The sequence below is a fragment of the Intestinibacillus massiliensis genome (assembly GCF_900155735.1).
Classification (GTDB): Bacteria; Bacillota; Clostridia; order Oscillospirales; family Butyricicoccaceae; genus Intestinibacillus; species Intestinibacillus massiliensis.
In genome coordinates, this window is sequence record NZ_LT707059.1 from 551,204 (window position 1) to 569,133 (window position 17,930).

Sequence of the window (17,930 nt, forward strand, 5' to 3'; positions counted from 1 at the left end):
TCTCCTTTGCGTATATCAGACAATTTCGCTGAGCTTTACAGGGCGGCCTTCACGCAGGGATGTGTCAGCAGCCATTGCGATCATGACCGGCATCAGGCCATCCTTGCCGCCAACAGGCGTATCGGTGTTTTTGAGGATCGCGTCGGCAAAAGCGACGGCTTCCGCGATAAAGGCGTTGTTATAGCGCTCGAGGAAGAACCAGGTCGGCTTGGCGATTTCAACGCCGTCGCCGGTGGAGATCATCGCCTGGTCGTTCAGGTCGTTTGCAACCTGAACGCAGCCCTTGTCGCAGTGTACTTCGGTACGCTGGTCGTAGCCATAATGCGCGGCACGGCTATTGTCGATCACGCCGAGCGCGCCGTTCTCAAACTTCATCATGATAATCGCGGTATCGACATCGCCATACTGGTCGTAGCCCGCGCCGGAGAGCGCCGCGCCGTACGCTGTGACCTCCGTCACTTCGCTGCCAGCCAGGTAACGCACCATGTCAAAATCGTGGATGGTCATGTCCATAAAGATGCCGCCGGAAACCTTAATGTAATCCATCGGCTGGTGGTCGGGATCACGGGAGGTGACCTTTACAATATGCGGCTTGCCCAGGCGGCCAGAGGCAACCGTGTCGTGCACCATCTTATGGTTGTGGTCAAAACGCCGCACGAAACCGACTTGCAATTTTACGCCGGCCTGTTCCACCGCAGCCAGTGCTTCGCGGATCTTATCGAGGTTCGTATCAATCGGCTTTTCACAGAAGATGTGCTTGCCGGCCTTCGCGGCGCGCATAATGAATTCCGCGTGGGTGTTGGTAGAGGAGCAGATAAAAACCGCGTCGATCAAGGGATCGGAAAAAACCTTTTCTGGGTCTTCGTAGCAAGACTGGATGCCCATGCCCTCAGCCCATGCGCGTGTGGCATCGTTCATAAACGGGTCGGCGACTGCGACGAGGTCGACGGACGGTACGGCATGCGCTAAATTTTCACCGTGCAGCTTACCGATACGGCCAGCCCCGATCAAACCGATACGTACTTTCGTTTCCATGGATGAACCTCCAAAATTCATTGTTTAATTAAGATAGATTTTAAGATAATTTTTTGATGAAACAATTTTTATTAAAAATAAACAAGATACCTATACTGTTTTCGTGAACCTGTGATATAATCAACGATAGTATAAATTGTAGTTTTTGCGCAAAACATCTGATAAAATATTGATATATTTGTAACAAATATTTATTTTATCGGTTTTGCCTAAGCGTTGTAATAATTATAGGGCAAGATCTATCACATGCGTTAGCGATTTTTTGTCCATTATTTTAATATATATGGACTTATTTTCTAATTACTGTAATTTTATTTAGGGATATTGCTTTTTATCGTTGGAGGTGTCAAAATGGCCGGGCAGGGCAATACGACAAAACATTTACTTTATGAGCCGTTTTCTACAGGAATCCTCCCCCGATTGGACGCAACATACCAAATTGACATGTCGCACAGCCAGCGTTACCCCCGTATGTTACACATGCACAAAAATCAACTCGAGATGTTTTATGCACATACCGGGGCGGGCCAATATATTGTTGACGGGCAACAATACGAGATCCAGGCGGGGGATTTCGTAATCTGCAATGCGGGGATCCTGCATGGCGAAGACCCTTTTTCAAGCAGGCAGCTTTTGTCCTATTGCTGTGCGATGACTGACGTGCATCTGCACGGCCTTGCCCCGAACCAGCTTACACTCCCGGGTGACGACCCAATTGTACATTGCGGCTCCCTTTCCGGGAAAATCGGGCAAATGATGGAACTTATATATTTGCTTGCGCAGGATAAGGAGCATATGCTTGGCACCTGCACCAGCATGTCTATATCCGTTCTCCTTTTGCTGCACCAGTTGATCCGGCAGCGCAATCAGGAGCGTACGCCGCGCCAAGCGAAGACCACGGACGCGCTGGTCAGCCATATCAAGGCCTATTTAGACGAGCATTATAATGAGAACATCTCCCTGCAGTCGCTTGGACAGGCGCTCCATATGAACCCATACTATATTTCGCATGTCTTCAAACGGGAAACCGGGTACGCGCCTTTACAATATGTCATGCACCGCCGTATGGGGGAGGCGCAGAGCCTCCTGCAAAAGACCTTGCTTCCGGTAGCGGAGGTCGCCGAGACCATTGGATATAATAACCACTGCCATTTTAACGCAATGTTTACCAAATATGTCGGCACCTCCCCTGGTCAATACCGGCGTTCGCTGATTGATGAATATATCTGGGAATAGAAGGGCGCGGATGTCTTGTAGCGTGAACCATCCAAAATTAGGAAGTTATATATTTTTATCGCCGATAGCATGGGGATCGCCGTACTAACCTGTAAAATTTGAGGTTCTATTGACAAAAAGGTAGATATATTTCTTAAAATGTGATATTATAACAATAATTATAGATTGCAGGGTATCAATTTGGCTGGCAATTAGGGGAAAAAGAGGCGTTATGGTTATGCAGCTTCGGACAGTTTGCGCCGTATATTTTAGCGCAACAGACACCACAAAAAAAATTGTAAAACAGATTGCCGGGGGGCTGGCGGGGGCGTTACAGCTCTCTTATCAGGAAGTGGACTTCACATTGCCGCAGGCGCGCACTACCCCCTTGGAGTTCGCGGAAGGACAGCTTATCGTTTTTGGTACGCCGGTCTATGCCGGCCGGGTGCCAAACGTCTTGTTGAAATATCTGGTGCAGACGGCTGGGAACGGCGCGCTTGCCATACCGGTGGTTGTATATGGCAACCGTGATTATGACGACGCCTTGATCGAGTTGCGCGATTTGCTGGAAAAAAGCAATTTACATACGGTAGCCGCGGCGGCGTTTATCGGCGAGCATTCCTTCTCCAAGACCTTGGCGGCCGGCCGGCCGGATGGGGCGGACTTTGCCGTGGCGGACCGGTTTGTGCGCGATGTGGCGGAAAAGGTCCGCGCAATAAGCGGTATTCCGGAACCGGTTTATGTAAAGGGGACGCCGTACCCGTACCGGGGTTACTATCAGCCGCGCGACCGCAAAGGCACGCCGGTGGATATCCGCAAGGTGAAACCCTTGACCAATGAGCGGTGCGACGGCTGTAAGCTGTGCGCCGCGGTATGCCCAATGGGGTCGATTGACCCGGGGGACGTGCGGCAATATACCGGGATTTGCATTAAATGTGGGGCATGCATCAAGAAATGCCCGCAGCAGGCGAAGTACTATGCGGATGAGGGGTATTTGTACCATCAACACGAACTGGAAGAGGGGCTGACAAGACGGGCGGAGCCTGAGCTGTTCTTGTAAGCCCGGATAGGAGCGATGTATGATGAACCTTGCTGAAAAATTAAGGGATTTTGTAGGGTATGAACCCTACGAGGATGATACGTACGACACATATGAAACATATGACGCGCGCCCGGCAAAGCCATCCCGCCATGCCCGTAGGCGCGAGGTTTATGCGGAACCCGCAGCGGCGCCTGCGCCATCCATGCAGATTTCCCTGATGAAGCTGGAAAGCGCGGATGACGCGCGCTATGCGATCCAGCAGCTGGCACAGGGGGGCGCCGTCCTGTTTTCACTAGCAGGAACGCCGCGTGCGCTGTCGCGCCGTCTGCTGGACTTTGTCTGCGGCGGCCTATATGCATATGACGGTTGGGTTGAGCATGTCGCAATAGACACCTACCTGTTGCTCCCGCAGGGGATAGAGGTTTTATACGGGTAAACAGGTATACGATAACCGCTCCCGGACATTTGAAGTCCGGGGGCGGTTTTTGTGTTTACCGCTTCAAGGGTACCACTTACAAAAGGGCGCGCGTAAATTTGTTTAAAGTTACAGTTTTATTACAGCAAAGGGTACTTCGACAAATTTTGCATGACAGTATGCATATAGAACGGTATGATGAGGTAGCATTTCAAATTTAGGAGGTGGCATCTTATGTTCAGCGTAATTTGTAACTGCATTGACGGTACAAAGCGTTATGGAATTAAGAGTGAGAATCTGACGGTAGCCGACATTACTGTCTCAGAAGAGCAAGCGAAGCAATTGGCAGAGCAATGCACCAGGAACCAGGTATCCGACGCGCATCTGCTCGATATTATTGAAGATTGGTTCGGCGCGCCTGTCCGTGAAGGCAATCTATGATACGGGTAGGCGTCGTTTTCTAGGCGCGCATCCCGCGATTGGGCCGTGTCCTTTTTATCGTTTAAGGCTCTGGTACAAAAGCGTTATCACGCAGCCGCTGGCTTGCATCCTATAGCGCATCGCCTTAAGGGCATACAGAGTATGCCGTTTCATTCAAAAGCCTCTCCCGGTGGCGGTACATCGGGACGGGCTTTTTTATTTTGCAGAAACCCACGTTGCTCCTGAGATAATACACCAGTTATTTCATGCCGTCCTAATGTAGATCGCGCAAGACAGGGGCGCGTCGACTGTGGTATACTGGGAACTGCAAGATTCTTGTAAGATTTACAGCAATTTTTTTGTAAGGGTTTCGGAATATGATATATCCAGGTTGACGGGGAGGGGTTACAATGAACGAATGTGTTTTGGTCGTCGATGACGATGCGGAAATTGTGCAGGCGATCGCAATCACGCTGGAAAAGGAGGGGTATCGTGTACTGAAGGCCTATGACGGGATGCAGGCGTTGGAGCTTGCCGCAGAGCGGTCGGTACAGCTGATTATCATTGATGTGATGATGCCGCGCCTGGACGGCTTGTCTGCCGTCATGAAAATCCGGGAGCGGCGCAATCTCCCGATTATCGTATTAAGTGCGAAAAGCGAAAATACGGACAAGATCCTCGGGCTGTCCATGGGCGCAGACGACTATGTGACGAAACCGTTCCATCCCCAGGAGCTTGCGGCGCGTGTGCGGAGCCAGCTTAGGCGCTACACCAGCCTGGGCGATATGAACGCGGAAGGGAAAAACCATGAAATCCAAAACGGGAGATTGTGTTACAACCCCGACGACCGCGTGTTATATGTGGACGGCGAAGCGGTACGCTTGACCGCCACGGAAACGAAAATTATCGACCTGCTCATGCGCAATCCCGGACGTATATTCCCAGCTGAAGAAATATACCGCCGGGTTTGGGAAGGCGAGGTGTACGCCCCGGAAAACACCGTCATGGTACATATCCGCCGCATTCGTGAAAAAATTGAACTCAACCCGAAGGAACCCGAATATTTAAAGGTGGTGTGGGGAATTGGTTACAAGATTGAAAAAATGGAAACCCGCCGTTAGTTTTGCCGCGTTTGCCCTTGGCGTCACGCTGATCCTGTCCAATGTGCTCAGCGGGTTCGGCCTGCTGATAAACGGAAACGGATGGAGCGGCCTGCGCGATGTGATGCAGGGGGATTATCAGAATACGAGTGAATTCCGCTGGCGTATGTCAAGCTATCTGGAGGATTTCCTGACAATGGCGACCGGCGGGCCGGTAGGCGACGGCATTTATGCATATGAGTCTGGGTATGGGACAATGGTTTATGCCGAAGACTATGAAACGCCCTGGAAGTGGTGGGGCTACCATACAAATACAAGCACTACTGCTGCATCCGATACCGCTTCCACGACTACAGATGGGCAAAATTACAAGGAACAGATTGCACATATGCAGGAAGTCTACAGCAGGGACAGGAATATCCTATATGAAATCCGGTATGAAGGCATAATAAAGTTTTCGAACACCGAAGGGATCCGGTTGGATGCAGAAAAAGGCGTATTGCCCGAGGGATATAACTTTTTACTGCACTTTGACGGTGAAAAGGTCACAGCCGCAAAGGACGGCAAGGAAATTGACATTTATAGCGACGGCTATTACCGTCCGGAGAGCGATTGGTATGTCCCGGGATACCGCAACTTTACCGTCGGGAAAGAAGCGGGCAAAACGGAAGTCACAATCATTGCCGCCGAAAAACCCTTGCGTTACATTGTTGGAAATTATACGCAGGGTGGGGCGGAACAGTCAGACAACAGCCTATATTGGCTTTCTGAGGAGCTGAAAGACCGCCGGGAGCGGTATGTGAATATCGGTGTACAGCTTGCAATCGGTATCCTGCTCTTTGCGCTTTATATTTACTGGCATCGTGATAAACAGCAGGCCGACCGCGTGATTGCGCGCGGCACGGCGCATATTTGGCAAGGCGTCAAGTGGTTCGTTACTGTGGCGGCGGTACTCGTTTTTTCCCTTAGCAGTGGGATTTTGCGGGCGCTTTATTATACCTTTGACGGATGGGGCATGGGGCTTTTTGAGATCGCTACAGATATCCTCAGCCCAATATATTATAATCAGTTTTGGCTTTTCATCGCTTTTTGGTGCGTATACCTGCTGGCAAACGATTTACGGTATACCCCGAAGCCTTCCCGTAAATATTTGCTGGGGGATTTATGTGTCTCCATGCACCGTTCCATGCTAAAGCTGCCGTTCCAGAAGCGGATGGTTCAGCGCTACCGCAACCTGCTGCTCTCAGAGCTAGGGCTGGCAGTATTGGCAGGTGTCACATGCCTGGTTTTTTGGTATTGGTACCAGTCGTATTGGGATGAATGGATTATATTGCTGCTTGCGCTGGTATTGCTCGTACTCGTCGGGGTAGGCGTCTGGTCCCTGCTCGTTTTCGCCAAGCACAACCGCGCTGCCGCAACGGATATCGGTGCGCTCTGTGATCAAATCGTTGCGATCCGGAATGGGAACCTCACGCAGCCGTTGCAGCTACCTGCTGATACCGACCTTTTGGAAGCGGCGCAAAGCCTGAATGATATCCAGAAGGGGATGCAGGAAGCGCTGGAGGAACAGACCAAGAGTGAACGCATGAAGGTTGAACTGATCACCAACGTGTCGCACGATATTAAAACGCCGCTCACCTCCATTATCAGCTATGTGGAGCTATTGAACGAGGAAGAGGGTTTGCCGGCGCATGTCAGGGATTACATCCGCATCCTGAACGATAAATCGCAACGGCTTAAGACGATGGTGCAGGATGTCTTTGAAGTGAGCAAGGCCGCGGCGGGGCAGCTGCCAGTCAACCTTGAAACGCTTGACTTGGGTAAGCTCCTGCGGCAGACGCTGGCGGATATGTCGGAGCGGATCGCAGACAGCCCGGTTGCGGTAAAGGAAAGTATCCCTGAAGCGCCGGTTATGATTGTTGCGGACGGGCAGCGCCTGTACCGGGTGTTCCAGAACCTGCTGCAAAACGCGCTGAAATATTCGCTGGAAGGCTCGCGTGTATTTGTCACGCTGTACCGTGATGGCCGCACCGCAGTGGCCAGTGTGAAAAATACTTCAAAAACAGAAATCGCGCCCGGCGTAGATTTTACAGAACGCTTTGTGCGCGGCGATCAGAGCCGTACCGATGGCGGCAGCGGCCTGGGGCTGTCGATCGCCAGCAATTTTACAGAATCTTGCGGCGGGCAGTTCCGTGTAGAGACCATCGCGGACCTCTTTGTAGTGACGGTGCAATTCCCGCTCAGCGAATAACAGCCTGGAGGGGCAGGATCCTGGGATCCTGCCCCTCCGTTTCGGTGTCAATGTTATCAGGCTTTATCCCACACCTTTTCTTGCAGCGCATCCAGGACATTGCTGCAAATCAGCTTTTGCGCCATTTTCTCCTTAAACTGATAGGAACGCGTTTTCCCGGCGGCGCGTAATTGCCCAAGCGCTTGCGAAAGCCCTTCCCGCTGTGCGGACAGCGACTCGTAGAGATCCTCCAAGCGGCCGAGACGGGCAAGCGCATCTTCCAAGATGCAGCCTTCCGCTAGCTGGTAACTGCCGTTTGCCGTACTAGTATATCGTCCCATAAAACCGACACCCCCAATTATTAAGTTTACCAAGTATAGCATAAATTTGCTTTCATAGAAAGGCCGCAGGGACATATTGCCGGCAATCTCCCGGTTAAAACAGGCCGGAACAGGGTAAAGTGTAGAAAAAGGGCGGGGTGGGTTGTTTTTCCCAGGGGATTGTGCTATATTATGAAAAGACCAAGATCCTTGCAACTGACGGGAAAGGTGGGCAAAACCACCGGGGAGCAGGGATTTAAATGTATGCCGACCGTCTGGGCAGTGTCGCGATTGCGGCGCTGCCCTTTTTTGATTGGGTGCGTTGCCGTGACATGGATAAGAAAGGGAGCTGTCCTATGAATGAAGCATGGAACAATTTCGAAAGCGGTATTTGGCAAGAACAAATCGATGTGCGCGACTTTATCCAGAAGAACTACCATCCTTATGAAGGGGACGAAGGCTTTTTAACGCCTGCAACGGCGCGTACCCGTGCGCTACGGGACAAGTTTGACGCGTTGCTGCGGCAAGAACGCGAGCGGGGCGGCGTGCTCAAGGTCGATACGGACACGGTAATTACCATTACCGCTTTCGGCCCGGGCTATTTGGACAAGGAGCAGGAGATGATCGTCGGCCTGCAGACGGATGAACCGCTTAAGCGCGCCTGCAACCCCTTCGGCGGTATGCGCATGGTACATGACGCTTGCAAGGCGTATGGGTATACGGTTTCGCCTGAGGTTGAAACCCAGTTCCGCCAGCATAAGACGCATAACGACGGCGTGTTTTCTGCTTATACCAAGGATGTGCGCAAAGCGCGCCATGTCGGGCTATTGACCGGCCTGCCCGACGCGTATGGCCGCGGCCGAATTATCGGCGACTACCGCCGGGTCGCGCTTTATGGCGTCGACCGGCTGATTGCGGAAAAGCAGAAGGACAAAGAGGCGTTGGGCGGCCTCGTAACCACGGCGGAAACGATCCGCACCGCGGAAGAGCTTACCGACCAGGTCAAGGCGCTCAAGGATATGGTCGCAATGGCCGCGATGTACGGGTATGATATTTCCCGTCCGGCGGGGAATGCGCGTGAAGCCGTGCAGTGGGTTTACTTTGCATATCTCGCCGGGATTAAGGAGCAGAACGGCGCGGCAATGAGCCTTGGCCGTGTTTCTACGTTCCTGGATATCTACTTTGAACGCGACCTGGCAGCGGGCCTTCTGACCGAATCCGAGGCGCAGGAACTGATGGATGATTTTGTCTTGCACCTGCGAATGGCGCGCCACCTGCGCACGCCGGAATATAACGAACTGTTCGGCGGCGACCCGATGTGGATCACCGAAGCGGTCGGCGGTACGGGTGAGGACGGGCGCACGCTCGTAACGCGCAATTGCTACCGCATGCTGCATACCCTGTACAACCTTAATCCCGCGGCGGAGCCGAACCTGACGGTTTTATGGTCGGAGCAGCTGCCGGAGAACTGGAAGCGCTATGTCGCCCGCGTCTCCTGCGAGACCGATTCCCTGCAGTATGAAAATGACGATATTATGCGCCCGCACTATGGAGACGATTATGCCATTGCCTGCTGTGTGTCCGCGATGCGCGTAGGCAAGGATATGCAGTTCTTTGGTGCGCGCACCAATCTGGCCAAGCTTGTGATGCTGGCGATCAACGGCGGCCGCGACGAACTGAAAAACGAGCAGGTTGCGCCGGAGATGCCCGTTTGGGAAGGCGAATACCTGGACTATGACAAGCTGCTGGAGCGTATTGATTTCTACCGCCCGTGGCTGGCGAAAACCTATATCAGCGCGATGAACACCATCCACTACATGCACGACAAGTACGCGTATGAAAAGAGCCAGATGGCGCTGCACGATACTAAGGTCCGCCGGTTGATGGCCTTTGGCATTGCGGGCATGAGCTGTATGGCCGATTCGCTTTCCGCGGTCAAGTATGCCAAGGTCAAGTGCGTACGCGATCCGGAAACCGGCCTTGTAACGGATTTTGAGATTGCAGGGGAGTATCCGGCCTTTGGCAATGACGATGACCGCGTGGACAGGATCGCGTGCGAACAGGTTGAAAAGTTCTATGAAGCGCTCAAGCAGTATCCGCTTTACAGGGATGCCGTCCACACCCTCTCCATCCTCACCATCACGTCCAACGTTATGTATGGCAAGAAAACCGGCAATACGCCAGATGGCCGTAAGCGCGGCGAACCGCTGGCGCCGGGCGCAAACCCGATGTCCGGCCGCGATGCTTCCGGTGCGCTGGCTTCGCTCAATTCGGTTGCGAAACTGTCTTACGATTACTGCCGCGACGGTATTTCCAATACCTTTTCCATTACGCCTGCCGCGCTGGGCAAGGGCGCAGACGAGCGGGTCAACAACTTGGTTGCCATCCTGTCCGGCTATTTTGCGCAGAAGGCACACCATTTAAATGTCAATGTACTCAACCGGGAAACACTGATGGCGGCGTATGAGCATCCGGAGGAATATCCGAACCTTACCATCCGTGTTTCCGGCTATGCGGTGAACTTCTATAAGCTGTCCCGCGAACAGCAGCGGGAAGTCATTTCCCGCACCTTCCACGTCGCAGTATGACCGGCCGTATCCATTCCGTCCAATCCCTTGGCGCGGTCGACGGGCCGGGGCTACGCTATGTGGTGTTCATGCAGGGATGCCCGCTAAGGTGCGCGTATTGCCACAACCCGGATACCTGGTCGTTTGACGGCGGGGAAGAGATGGACGCAGACCGTCTGGTCACGCAAATTTTACGCTATCGCCCCTATTTTGGGGAAAACGGCGGCGTGACGGTATCCGGCGGCGAGCCGCTCAGCCAAGCCGGGTTTGTGGAAGAATTATTTGCAAAGCTGCATAGGCATGGGATCCATACCGCGCTGGACACTTCTGGGATCGGGGAGCCTACCGCCGCGGCGCGTGTGCTGCAACATACCGACCTTGTATTGGCCGACCTTAAGTTCTTGGATACGGCAAATTATCTTAAATACTGCCGTGCGGATTTCCATGCGGTTGAGCGTTTTCTTGCGCTCACGGCGCAGCTTAATGTGCCGCTGTGGATCCGGCATGTCGTCGTGCCGGGCGTTACCGACAGCCTGGATCATTTACGTGCGGTTCAGGAAAAGGCGCAAAGCTATCCTAATTTGCAGAAGATTGAATGGCTGCCTTTCCATACGCTGTGTCTGGAAAAATACGAACGCATGGGACTGATATTTCCGCTTGCGGGGACGCCGCCGATGGAACAGGGGCGGCTGGATGCATTACTGCTTCAAATCCAACAGGATTAAATAAAGAAAGGGCGCAGAAACGGGGATTTATACGTTTCTGCGCCCTTTTTTATGGCTGTATCATGCGCAAAGATAAAATATATTGCCGGCGGAACCGCCCAGCCAAAATTTAAAATCCATATAATAGAAAAAGCAAGAAAGTGATATAGTATTCGCTGCGGGCATGCATATATGTCAAATTTCGTGCGTTTGAGATTGTATACAAGGTGCAGAGAAAACAAGAATGGGTTAGTAAATTGTATACACTATGCTAAAATAATAGACAATGATTGCAGCCATAAAGATTACATAATTCTGAAGGAGAGGTAGTACTTAATTATGATGACGAAAGAACAGTACATCGAGTCCCTGCGCAAGCTCAACCTGAACCTGTATATGTTCGGCAAGAAGGTAGAGGACCCGGTAGATAACCCGGTAATCCGCCCGTCGCTGAACTCGTTTGCAGCGACCTATGAGCTGGCAGAGGACCCGCAGTACGAAGACCTGATGGTAGCGACCTCGCACCTGACGGGCAAGAAGGTCAACCGTTTCACCCACATGCACCAGTCCACGGACGACCTGATCAAGAAGGTCAAGATGCAGCGCCTGCTGGGCCAGAAGACGGCGGCCTGCTTCCAGCGCTGCGTCGGCATGGACGCAATGAACGCGGTATTCTCCTCCACCTATGAGACGGACGAGGCCTGCGGCACCAAGTACCATGAGAACTTCCTGAAGTTCCTGCAGCGCGTGCAGGACGAAGACCTGGCGGTAGACGGCGCAATGACGGACGTCAAGGGCGACCGCAGCCTGTCCCCGTCCCAGCAGGCGGACCCGGACCTGTTCGTACACGTTGTCGAGCGCACCGCGGACGGCGTATATGTCACCGGCGCGAAGGCGCACCAGACCGGCTTCGTAAACTCCCATGAAGTGCTGGTCATGCCGACCATCTCCATGCGCGAGGGCGACGAGGACTACGCGATCTCCTTCGCAGTCCCGACCGATTCCAAGGGCATCACCCTGATCTACGGCCGCCAGTCCTGCGATACCCGCAAGCTGGAGGAGTATAACGACATCGACGTCGGCAACAAGGTATACGGCGGCCACGAAGTGCTGGTCATCTTCGACCGCGTGTTCGTCCCGAACGACCGTATTTTCCTGAACGGCGAAGTCAAGTTTGCCGGCATGATCGTAGAGCGTTTCGCAGGCTACCACCGCCAGTCCTACGGCGGCTGCAAGGTCGGCGTAGGCGACGTGCTGATCGGCGCGACCGCGCTGGCGGGCGACATGGCGGGCTCCGCGAAGGCTTCCCACGTCAAAGATAAGCTGATCGAGATGGTCCACCTGAACGAGACCCTGTACTGCTGCGGCATCGCGTGCTCTTCCCAGGGCACCAAGACCAAGGCGGGCAACTACCTGATCGATCTGCTGCTGGCCAACGTCTGCAAGCAGAACGTCACCCGTTTCCCGTACGAGATCGCGCGCCTGGCGCAGGACCTCGCGGGCGGCATCATGGTTACCCAGCCGTCTGAAGCGGACTACCGCAACCCGGAACTGAAGCCCTATATCGAGAAGTACCTCAAGGGTGTCGCTTCCGTCCCGACGGAAGACCGTATGCGTGTCCTCCGCCTGATCGAGAACATGACCATGGGCACCGCAGCGGTCGGCTACCTGCCGGAATCCATGCACGGCGCAGGCTCCCCGCAGGCGCAGCGCATCATGATCTCCCGCCAGGCCAACATGGAAATGAAGAAGGACCTGGCCCGCAAGATTGCCCGTATCGGCTAATTATTAATGGAATAACAAACCTATATAGGCACTCATGGTTTAGCTGTGAGTGCCTATATCACGGTCGGCCTGTACATAATCGAGGAGGAAATTTGCAATGAACGCACAGGAAATTTACAAAAGCCGCCTGATGGGCGTCGACGACGCCGTCAAGCTGCTGAAAAGCGGCGACCGCCTGATCCTTGGCCATGCGGTCGGCGAGCCTACTACGTTTACCCGCCGTATGGCGGAACTGGCAGAGGAACTGAAGTTTGAGAATATCGAGGTCAACCATCTCGTTTACCTCGGTGGCGGCGAGTACCTGGCACCGGGCATGGAGAAGCATTTCCGCAACAATTCGGAATTTGTCGGTGCGCCGGTGCGCAAGGCAATCGCCGAGTGCCGTGCGGATTTCACGCCCTGCTTCTTCCATGAATTCCCGAAGATGATCCGCGAAGGTTACATTACGCCGGACGTCTTTGCCGCGCAGTGCACCCCGCCGGACAAGTTCGGCTACGTAAACCTGGGCGTTTCCTGCGACTATGCGCTGGCCGCCATCGAAAAGGCAAAGACCGTTATTCTGGAAGTCAACGACCAGATGCCGACGACATTCGGCTCTACCTTTGTACATGTCTCCGAAGTCGACGCGTTCTTTGAATCCAGTCATCCGCTGCCGGAAATCCAGCCGCCAAAAATCGGGGAGCTTGAAATGAAGATCGGCAAGTACATCGCCGACCTGATCCCGGACGGCGCCTGCATCCAGCTCGGCATCGGCGCGTTGCCGGACGCGATCCTGTCCTTCCTGGGCGACAAGAAGGATCTGGGCGTCCACACCGAGATGATCTCCGACGGCACGATCCCGCTGATCGAGAGCGGCGTCATCAACGGCAAGCGCAAGCAGACCTTCCAGGGTAAGATTGTTTCTGCATTCTTCATGGGTACCAAGAAGTTCTATGACTATATCGACCATAACCCGGCTATCCAGATGATGCCGGTCGATTACACGAACGACCCGGATATCATTGCACAGAACGATAACGTCATTTCGGTCAACTCGTGCGTGCAGGTAGACCTGACGGGCCAGGTCTGCTCCGAGGCGATCGGCGAGCGCCAGATCTCCGGCATCGGCGGCCAGCTGGACTTTGTCCGCGGCGCATCCCGCTCTAAGGGCGGCAAGGCAATCCTGGCGCTGTCGTCTACCACGAAAGACGGCAAGACTTCCAAGATCGTACCGTTCCTCGACCATGGCGCGCCGGTCACGACCGACCGCTGCGACGTCAACTACATCGTCACCGAGTACGGCGTCGCCGAGCTCAAGGGCAAGACCCTGCGCGAGCGTGCCCGCCGCCTGATCAACATCGCCCACCCGGACTTCCGCCCCGACCTCATCAAGGAATGGGAGCGCCGCTTCGGCATGGAGTGGGAAGCATAAACGCATAATTATTGTACACTCGAAAGGCGGCAGGTTTATCCTGCCGCCTTTTTGCTTTTACTACTTTACGTATCGGGATTACGGGGGGCATAGCTTGTAAAGCATAGGGGTGTGTGCTACAACTCAGATATAACGATGCATGCCTGGTTATGAAGGGGGCTGTTTTCATGCAAGAGGTTTTGGAGTTTTGAAAGAAAACTAGATGTTTTATGTTGCGACTGACGATCTTGGGCAGCCGCGTGTATGGCCTTTGGGTGCGGTTACGGCATTTGAAGGGAAATTATACCTCATTAGAAACGATAAAAAACAGGTATATAAAGATGCAAGCAAATCCCAGGATTAAAATTTGCGCAATGGATCCGCAGCAGAATTGGCTGCGGATTGTCTCAATGGTGGTGACTGACCCACGGAGGGAAGCGCGGTAGCATATGCTGGATGACAAGCCGACACTAAAGGAACTCTACAGCGCAGATGATGGTAAGATGGAAGTGCTGTATTTAAAGGATGTGGAAGCGACGTTTTGCCCATTTACGTCTGAGCCGGGGACGGTAAAATTTTGATATTCAAACGCGGGGGCTTGTGATACAGCCCCCGCGTTTTTATTCGCAATATCCGGCGGGGAACACGGTTAGTTTACAATAATTGCTTTTCCTTATTTATATTTGCTGACTATTGGACAGCCTGTTTACAGTTTACTTCACAATATGCTATAATATTTTTCGAGATCAGATAACCTCCCCAATAAATAGGGGAGGGGAAGTCGGGTGAGAATCCCGCGCAGTCCCGCTGCCGTATTAGGGGAGCAGACGCACATATGCCACTGGGGGATTACCCTGGGAAGGCGTGCGCCATGTGTAGATCCTTGAGCCGGAAGACGGTCTGGTCGGTTTGGCATTCACGCTCTACGAAGGATAGGGAGGGATCATATTATGATTTATTTTGCCTTGCGCGGGAGTTGACAGCCACCCGTGCTTTTTTATGCGCGGAAATGTGGACAACAGAAAGAAAAAGTGAGGTAAAAAGATGAAAAGAAAGATAAGGCTGGCTTCTATTACGGCGGCATTGCTGGGGCTGCTGGTAATGAACGCTTCTGCGATGCATATTGCAGAGGGGTATTTGCCCGGTGGTTGGTGCATTGCATGGTATGCCGTATGCATCCCGTTTGTCGTCGCCGGGTTCTGGGCAATCAAGAAAAGGGTTTCGGCGAATCCTAAAACGGTTACGCTGCTTGCGATGTGCGGCGCATTCGCGTTCGTGCTTTCTGCGCTCAAAATCCCGTCTGTTACTGGTTCTTGCTCGCACCCGACCGGCGTCGGCCTGGGCGCGATCCTGTTTGGGCCGCTGGTTATGGCGGTGCTGGGCCTAGTAGTTTTGCTGTTCCAGGCGATCCTGCTGGCGCACGGCGGCATTACGACGTTGGGCGCAAATGTGTTTTCCATGGCAATCGTCGGCCCGTTTGTATCCTATGGCATTTACCGCCTGTGCAAAAAGTTCGGCGTGCCGGCAGCAGTTGGCGTTTTCCTGGCCGCGTTCCTGGGCGACCTGCTTACTTATGTGACAACCGCGTTTGAAATGGCGTTTGCCCATAACAGCGTCGGATTTGTGGAAAGCTTGACGACGTTCCTCGGTATTTTTGCAGTTACCCAGCTTCCGCTGGCGATTGCCGAAGGCTTGCTGACGGTGGTCGTGTTTAATGTGCTGCAGAAGTACAGTACGACAGAACTGCGCGACCTGCGTGTGCTGTAAGGGGGAAGCTATAATGACGAAATCTATTTGGAAGAAAAATGTACTGCTGATTGTCCTGGTTATCATCCTTGCGGTAATCCCGCTCTACCTGTGCAAGGACGCAGAGTTTGGCGGCGCCGATGGGGAAGCTATGGACGCAATCAGCGAGATCGACCCCTCTTATCAGAGCTGGGCGGAACCCCTGCTGGAACCCAAGAGCGGTGAGATTGAATCCCTGCTGTTCGCACTGCAGGCGGCAATCGGCGCCGGCGTGGTAGGTTTTGTCCTTGGCCGCATTACAAAAGGCGGCGGGGAGCCCAAGGCTCAGCCTGAGAAGAAATGATTGGTACGGACAAATACTCTTATCAATCCAGGCTCAAAACGGTTGACCCCACGGCAAAAATTGTATTAACTGCGTCCAGCATGGTGCTGTGCCTGGGTACAAACGGGATTGCCGTCAGTATTTTTACCATTGTGTTTTTTTGTGCCGTGTCCGCCCTATGGGGCGGCACGGCCGTAAACACTTTTCTGCGATTGATGCGCGCCCCGCTCTTTTTTTTGCTCGTCGGTACGGTTACCGTTATCTTTTCCCGTTTCCCAAACTGGGATGGCGTCCTCATAGGCATGCAAATAGGGGATTGGATTTATGGCCTGTCGATCGCCTCGCTGTTTCGGGGCGTCCGGCTGGTCGCCCGCGCCATGGGCTGTGTCGCCAGTGTATACTTTACCGTGCTTTCCACGCCTATCACCGATTTGATGCTGGCGTTCCGGCGGATGCATCTGCCGCAGCTATTCCTATCGCTTATGGAGTTGATTTACCGTTTTATCTTCCTGCTGTATGAAACGGCGCAGCGCATCCACACGGCGCAGGCTTCACGTCTCGGCTATAATGGCCTGAAGCGCAGCTACGAGTCGCTGGGCATGCTGATTTCCATGGTTTTTATGAAGGCGTACCGGAAATCGGACAAAATCTACACGTCCCTGGAAGCGCGCGGCTATACGGGCGAACTGTGCACGCTTGCCCCGCTTTATGAAAGCGGCCGCCGTATGTATTGGGTGTGCGCCGGGCTGACGGCTGTCCAGTTGGCGCTGTTTTTGATAGAAAGGAGTGTGGTTCCGTTTTGAATGCAATTGAAACAAAAGGGCTGCACTATGTTTATGAAGATGGTACGGTTGCGCTGCACCACCTGGATTTTTCCGCGGGACAGGGGAAAATAACCGGTGTGCTTGGTGCAAACGGCGCGGGGAAGTCCACGCTGTTCCTCAATTTAAACGGCGTCTTGCAGCCTGCGGCAGGTACGGTGCTCGTTGGCGGAAAACCGGTTTGTTATGACAGGAAGGGCATCCTCGAGCTTCGGCAAAAGGTCGGCATCGTATTCCAGGATCCGGACGACCAACTGTTTTCCGCGGATGTTTACCGTGATATATCCTTTGGCGCCGTAAACTTAGGGCTGCCCGAGGAGGAAGTCCGCCGGCGGGTGGAGGACGCGATGGAAAAGACGGGGACCTCCATGCTGCGCGACAAACCCACCCATGCGCTTTCGTTCGGGCAAAAAAAACGCGTTGCTATTGCCGGCGTACTGGTCATGAACCCTGAAATCATGATCCTGGACGAGCCAACGGCGGGGCTGGATCCGCAGGGCGTGTCGGACATCATGCATTTATGCCAGAGCCTGCGGGAAGACCTGGGGATTTCAGTGGTGATTGCCACGCACGATATCGACATCGTGCCGCTCTATTGCGATTACACCTATCTTCTGTCGGAAGGGCAAGTGATTGCGGAAGGCGCGCCGGAATCCCTGTTCCAGAACCCGGCGTTGCTCCGGCAATATCACTTGCGGCTGCCACGCATCGCGCATCTCATGGAAATTTTGAAAGAAAAAGACCACATAACGGTTGATACGGGCGCCGCTACGATCGGCGCGGCGCGCCGGGAAATCCTTCGGATTATGGAATGCTGA

General features: G+C 53.6%; 17 protein-coding genes and 2 riboswitches. Of the genes, 15 read left to right on the forward strand and 2 right to left on the reverse strand.

The genetic code is table 11. The annotated features are described in order from the left end of the window. Nucleotides 1-15 precede the first annotated feature (15 nt). The gene (gene iolG, locus CZ203_RS10530) at nucleotides 16-1,035 is read right to left on the reverse strand and encodes an inositol 2-dehydrogenase (RefSeq protein ID WP_087066056.1); all 1,020 of its coding nucleotides are present in this window, start codon (nucleotides 1,033-1,035) and stop codon (nucleotides 16-18) included. Nucleotides 1,036-1,386: 351 nt separating this feature from the next. Between iolG and CZ203_RS10535 the strand changes: the two genes are divergently transcribed. The 6 genes from CZ203_RS10535 (at nucleotide 1,387) to CZ203_RS10560 (ending at nucleotide 7,478) form a co-directional block, all read left to right on the forward strand. Continuing rightward, nucleotides 1,387-2,271, forward strand: a complete 885-nt coding sequence (locus CZ203_RS10535; protein ID WP_087066057.1) for a helix-turn-helix transcriptional regulator — start codon at nucleotides 1,387-1,389, stop codon at nucleotides 2,269-2,271. Between the two features lie 217 nt (nucleotides 2,272-2,488). Next, nucleotides 2,489-3,310: a 4Fe-4S binding protein gene (locus CZ203_RS10540; RefSeq protein ID WP_087066058.1), complete on the forward strand. Its 822-nt coding sequence runs from the start codon at nucleotides 2,489-2,491 to the stop codon at nucleotides 3,308-3,310. Between the two features lie 19 nt (nucleotides 3,311-3,329). Next, nucleotides 3,330-3,728: a cell division protein SepF gene (locus tag CZ203_RS10545; RefSeq protein ID WP_087066059.1), complete on the forward strand. Its 399-nt coding sequence runs from the start codon at nucleotides 3,330-3,332 to the stop codon at nucleotides 3,726-3,728. A 213-nt stretch (nucleotides 3,729-3,941) separates the two neighbouring features. Continuing rightward, on the forward strand, nucleotides 3,942-4,148 hold the full coding sequence (locus tag CZ203_RS10550; protein WP_087066060.1) for a DUF6514 family protein: 207 nt from the start codon (nucleotides 3,942-3,944) through the stop codon (nucleotides 4,146-4,148). A 389-nt stretch (nucleotides 4,149-4,537) separates the two neighbouring features. Continuing rightward, the gene (locus tag CZ203_RS10555) at nucleotides 4,538-5,248 is read left to right on the forward strand and encodes a response regulator transcription factor (protein WP_087066061.1); all 711 of its coding nucleotides are present in this window, start codon (nucleotides 4,538-4,540) and stop codon (nucleotides 5,246-5,248) included. Continuing rightward, complete coding sequence (locus CZ203_RS10560) at nucleotides 5,211-7,478, forward strand: sensor histidine kinase (RefSeq protein ID WP_159456475.1); 2,268 nt, start codon at nucleotides 5,211-5,213, stop codon at nucleotides 7,476-7,478. The genes CZ203_RS10555 and CZ203_RS10560 overlap by 38 nt, the downstream gene beginning before the upstream one ends. Before the next feature lie 56 nt (nucleotides 7,479-7,534). On the opposite strand, the gene CZ203_RS10565 is transcribed toward CZ203_RS10560, so the two are convergent. Next, the gene (locus CZ203_RS10565) at nucleotides 7,535-7,798 is read right to left on the reverse strand and encodes a hypothetical protein (RefSeq protein WP_143436191.1); all 264 of its coding nucleotides are present in this window, start codon (nucleotides 7,796-7,798) and stop codon (nucleotides 7,535-7,537) included. 181 nt (nucleotides 7,799-7,979) lie between these two features. Beyond that, nucleotides 7,980-8,065, forward strand: a riboswitch (ZMP/ZTP riboswitch). Between the two features lie 68 nt (nucleotides 8,066-8,133). Here CZ203_RS10565 and pflB point away from each other — a divergent pair. The 9 genes from pflB to CZ203_RS10610 all read left to right on the forward strand — a co-directional run bounded on the left by pflB (nucleotide 8,134) and on the right by CZ203_RS10610 (nucleotide 17,930). Then, nucleotides 8,134-10,365, forward strand: coding sequence for a formate C-acetyltransferase (gene pflB, locus CZ203_RS10570; protein ID WP_087066240.1), 2,232 nt, complete (start codon nucleotides 8,134-8,136; stop codon nucleotides 10,363-10,365). Further along, entirely contained in the window at nucleotides 10,362-11,069 is a 708-nt protein-coding gene (gene pflA / locus CZ203_RS10575; RefSeq protein WP_087066064.1) for a pyruvate formate-lyase-activating protein, read from the forward strand. The genes pflB and pflA overlap by 4 nt, the downstream gene beginning before the upstream one ends. A 318-nt stretch (nucleotides 11,070-11,387) precedes the next feature. Next, nucleotides 11,388-12,833: a 4-hydroxyphenylacetate 3-hydroxylase family protein gene (locus CZ203_RS10580; protein WP_087066065.1), complete on the forward strand. Its 1,446-nt coding sequence runs from the start codon at nucleotides 11,388-11,390 to the stop codon at nucleotides 12,831-12,833. 97 nt (nucleotides 12,834-12,930) lie between these two features. Next, a complete protein-coding gene (locus CZ203_RS10585; protein WP_087066066.1) occupies nucleotides 12,931-14,244 on the forward strand; it encodes an acetyl-CoA hydrolase/transferase family protein in 1,314 nt (437 codons plus the stop codon). 428 nt (nucleotides 14,245-14,672) lie between these two features. Continuing rightward, entirely contained in the window at nucleotides 14,673-14,804 is a 132-nt protein-coding gene (locus CZ203_RS15290; protein WP_268875370.1) for a hypothetical protein, read from the forward strand. Between the two features lie 150 nt (nucleotides 14,805-14,954). Then, nucleotides 14,955-15,141, forward strand: a riboswitch (cobalamin riboswitch). Nucleotides 15,142-15,267: 126 nt separating this feature from the next. Continuing rightward, a complete protein-coding gene (locus CZ203_RS10595; RefSeq protein ID WP_087066067.1) occupies nucleotides 15,268-15,990 on the forward strand; it encodes an energy-coupling factor ABC transporter permease in 723 nt (240 codons plus the stop codon). 13 nt (nucleotides 15,991-16,003) lie between these two features. Further along, nucleotides 16,004-16,312 carry an energy-coupling factor ABC transporter substrate-binding protein gene (locus tag CZ203_RS10600; protein WP_087066068.1) on the forward strand — a complete coding sequence of 103 codons (309 nt, stop codon included), beginning with the start codon at nucleotides 16,004-16,006 and terminating at the stop codon, nucleotides 16,310-16,312. Continuing rightward, nucleotides 16,309-17,094: a cobalt ECF transporter T component CbiQ gene (gene cbiQ, locus CZ203_RS10605; protein WP_087066069.1), complete on the forward strand. Its 786-nt coding sequence runs from the start codon at nucleotides 16,309-16,311 to the stop codon at nucleotides 17,092-17,094. Before CZ203_RS10600 ends, cbiQ begins: the two co-directional genes overlap by 4 nt. Then, a complete protein-coding gene (locus CZ203_RS10610) occupies nucleotides 17,091-17,930 on the forward strand; it encodes an ATP-binding cassette domain-containing protein (protein ID WP_087066070.1) in 840 nt (279 codons plus the stop codon). Before cbiQ ends, CZ203_RS10610 begins: the two co-directional genes overlap by 4 nt.

What these genes read in the sequence shown, in the direction of transcription:
- CZ203_RS10580 (WP_087066065.1), top strand. Translation starts at nt 11,388, where the DNA reads ATGATGACGAAAGAACAGTACATCGAGTCCCTGCGCAAGCTCAACCTG.
- cbiQ (WP_087066069.1), top strand. Translation starts at nt 16,309, where the DNA reads ATGATTGGTACGGACAAATACTCTTATCAATCCAGGCTCAAAACGGTT.
- CZ203_RS10545 (WP_087066059.1), top strand. Translation starts at nt 3,330, where the DNA reads ATGATGAACCTTGCTGAAAAATTAAGGGATTTTGTAGGGTATGAACCC.
- CZ203_RS10585 (WP_087066066.1), top strand. Translation starts at nt 12,931, where the DNA reads ATGAACGCACAGGAAATTTACAAAAGCCGCCTGATGGGCGTCGACGAC.
- CZ203_RS15290 (WP_268875370.1), top strand. Translation starts at nt 14,673, where the DNA reads ATGCTGGATGACAAGCCGACACTAAAGGAACTCTACAGCGCAGATGAT.
- CZ203_RS10535 (WP_087066057.1), top strand. Translation starts at nt 1,387, where the DNA reads ATGGCCGGGCAGGGCAATACGACAAAACATTTACTTTATGAGCCGTTT.
- pflA (WP_087066064.1), top strand. Translation starts at nt 10,362, where the DNA reads ATGACCGGCCGTATCCATTCCGTCCAATCCCTTGGCGCGGTCGACGGG.
- CZ203_RS10600 (WP_087066068.1), top strand. Translation starts at nt 16,004, where the DNA reads ATGACGAAATCTATTTGGAAGAAAAATGTACTGCTGATTGTCCTGGTT.
- CZ203_RS10540 (WP_087066058.1), top strand. Translation starts at nt 2,489, where the DNA reads ATGCAGCTTCGGACAGTTTGCGCCGTATATTTTAGCGCAACAGACACC.
- iolG (WP_087066056.1), bottom strand. Translation starts at nt 1,035, where the DNA reads ATGGAAACGAAAGTACGTATCGGTTTGATCGGGGCTGGCCGTATCGGT.
- CZ203_RS10595 (WP_087066067.1), top strand. Translation starts at nt 15,268, where the DNA reads ATGAAAAGAAAGATAAGGCTGGCTTCTATTACGGCGGCATTGCTGGGG.
- pflB (WP_087066240.1), top strand. Translation starts at nt 8,134, where the DNA reads ATGAATGAAGCATGGAACAATTTCGAAAGCGGTATTTGGCAAGAACAA.
- CZ203_RS10555 (WP_087066061.1), top strand. Translation starts at nt 4,538, where the DNA reads ATGAACGAATGTGTTTTGGTCGTCGATGACGATGCGGAAATTGTGCAG.
- CZ203_RS10550 (WP_087066060.1), top strand. Translation starts at nt 3,942, where the DNA reads ATGTTCAGCGTAATTTGTAACTGCATTGACGGTACAAAGCGTTATGGA.
- CZ203_RS10565 (WP_143436191.1), bottom strand. Translation starts at nt 7,798, where the DNA reads ATGGGACGATATACTAGTACGGCAAACGGCAGTTACCAGCTAGCGGAA.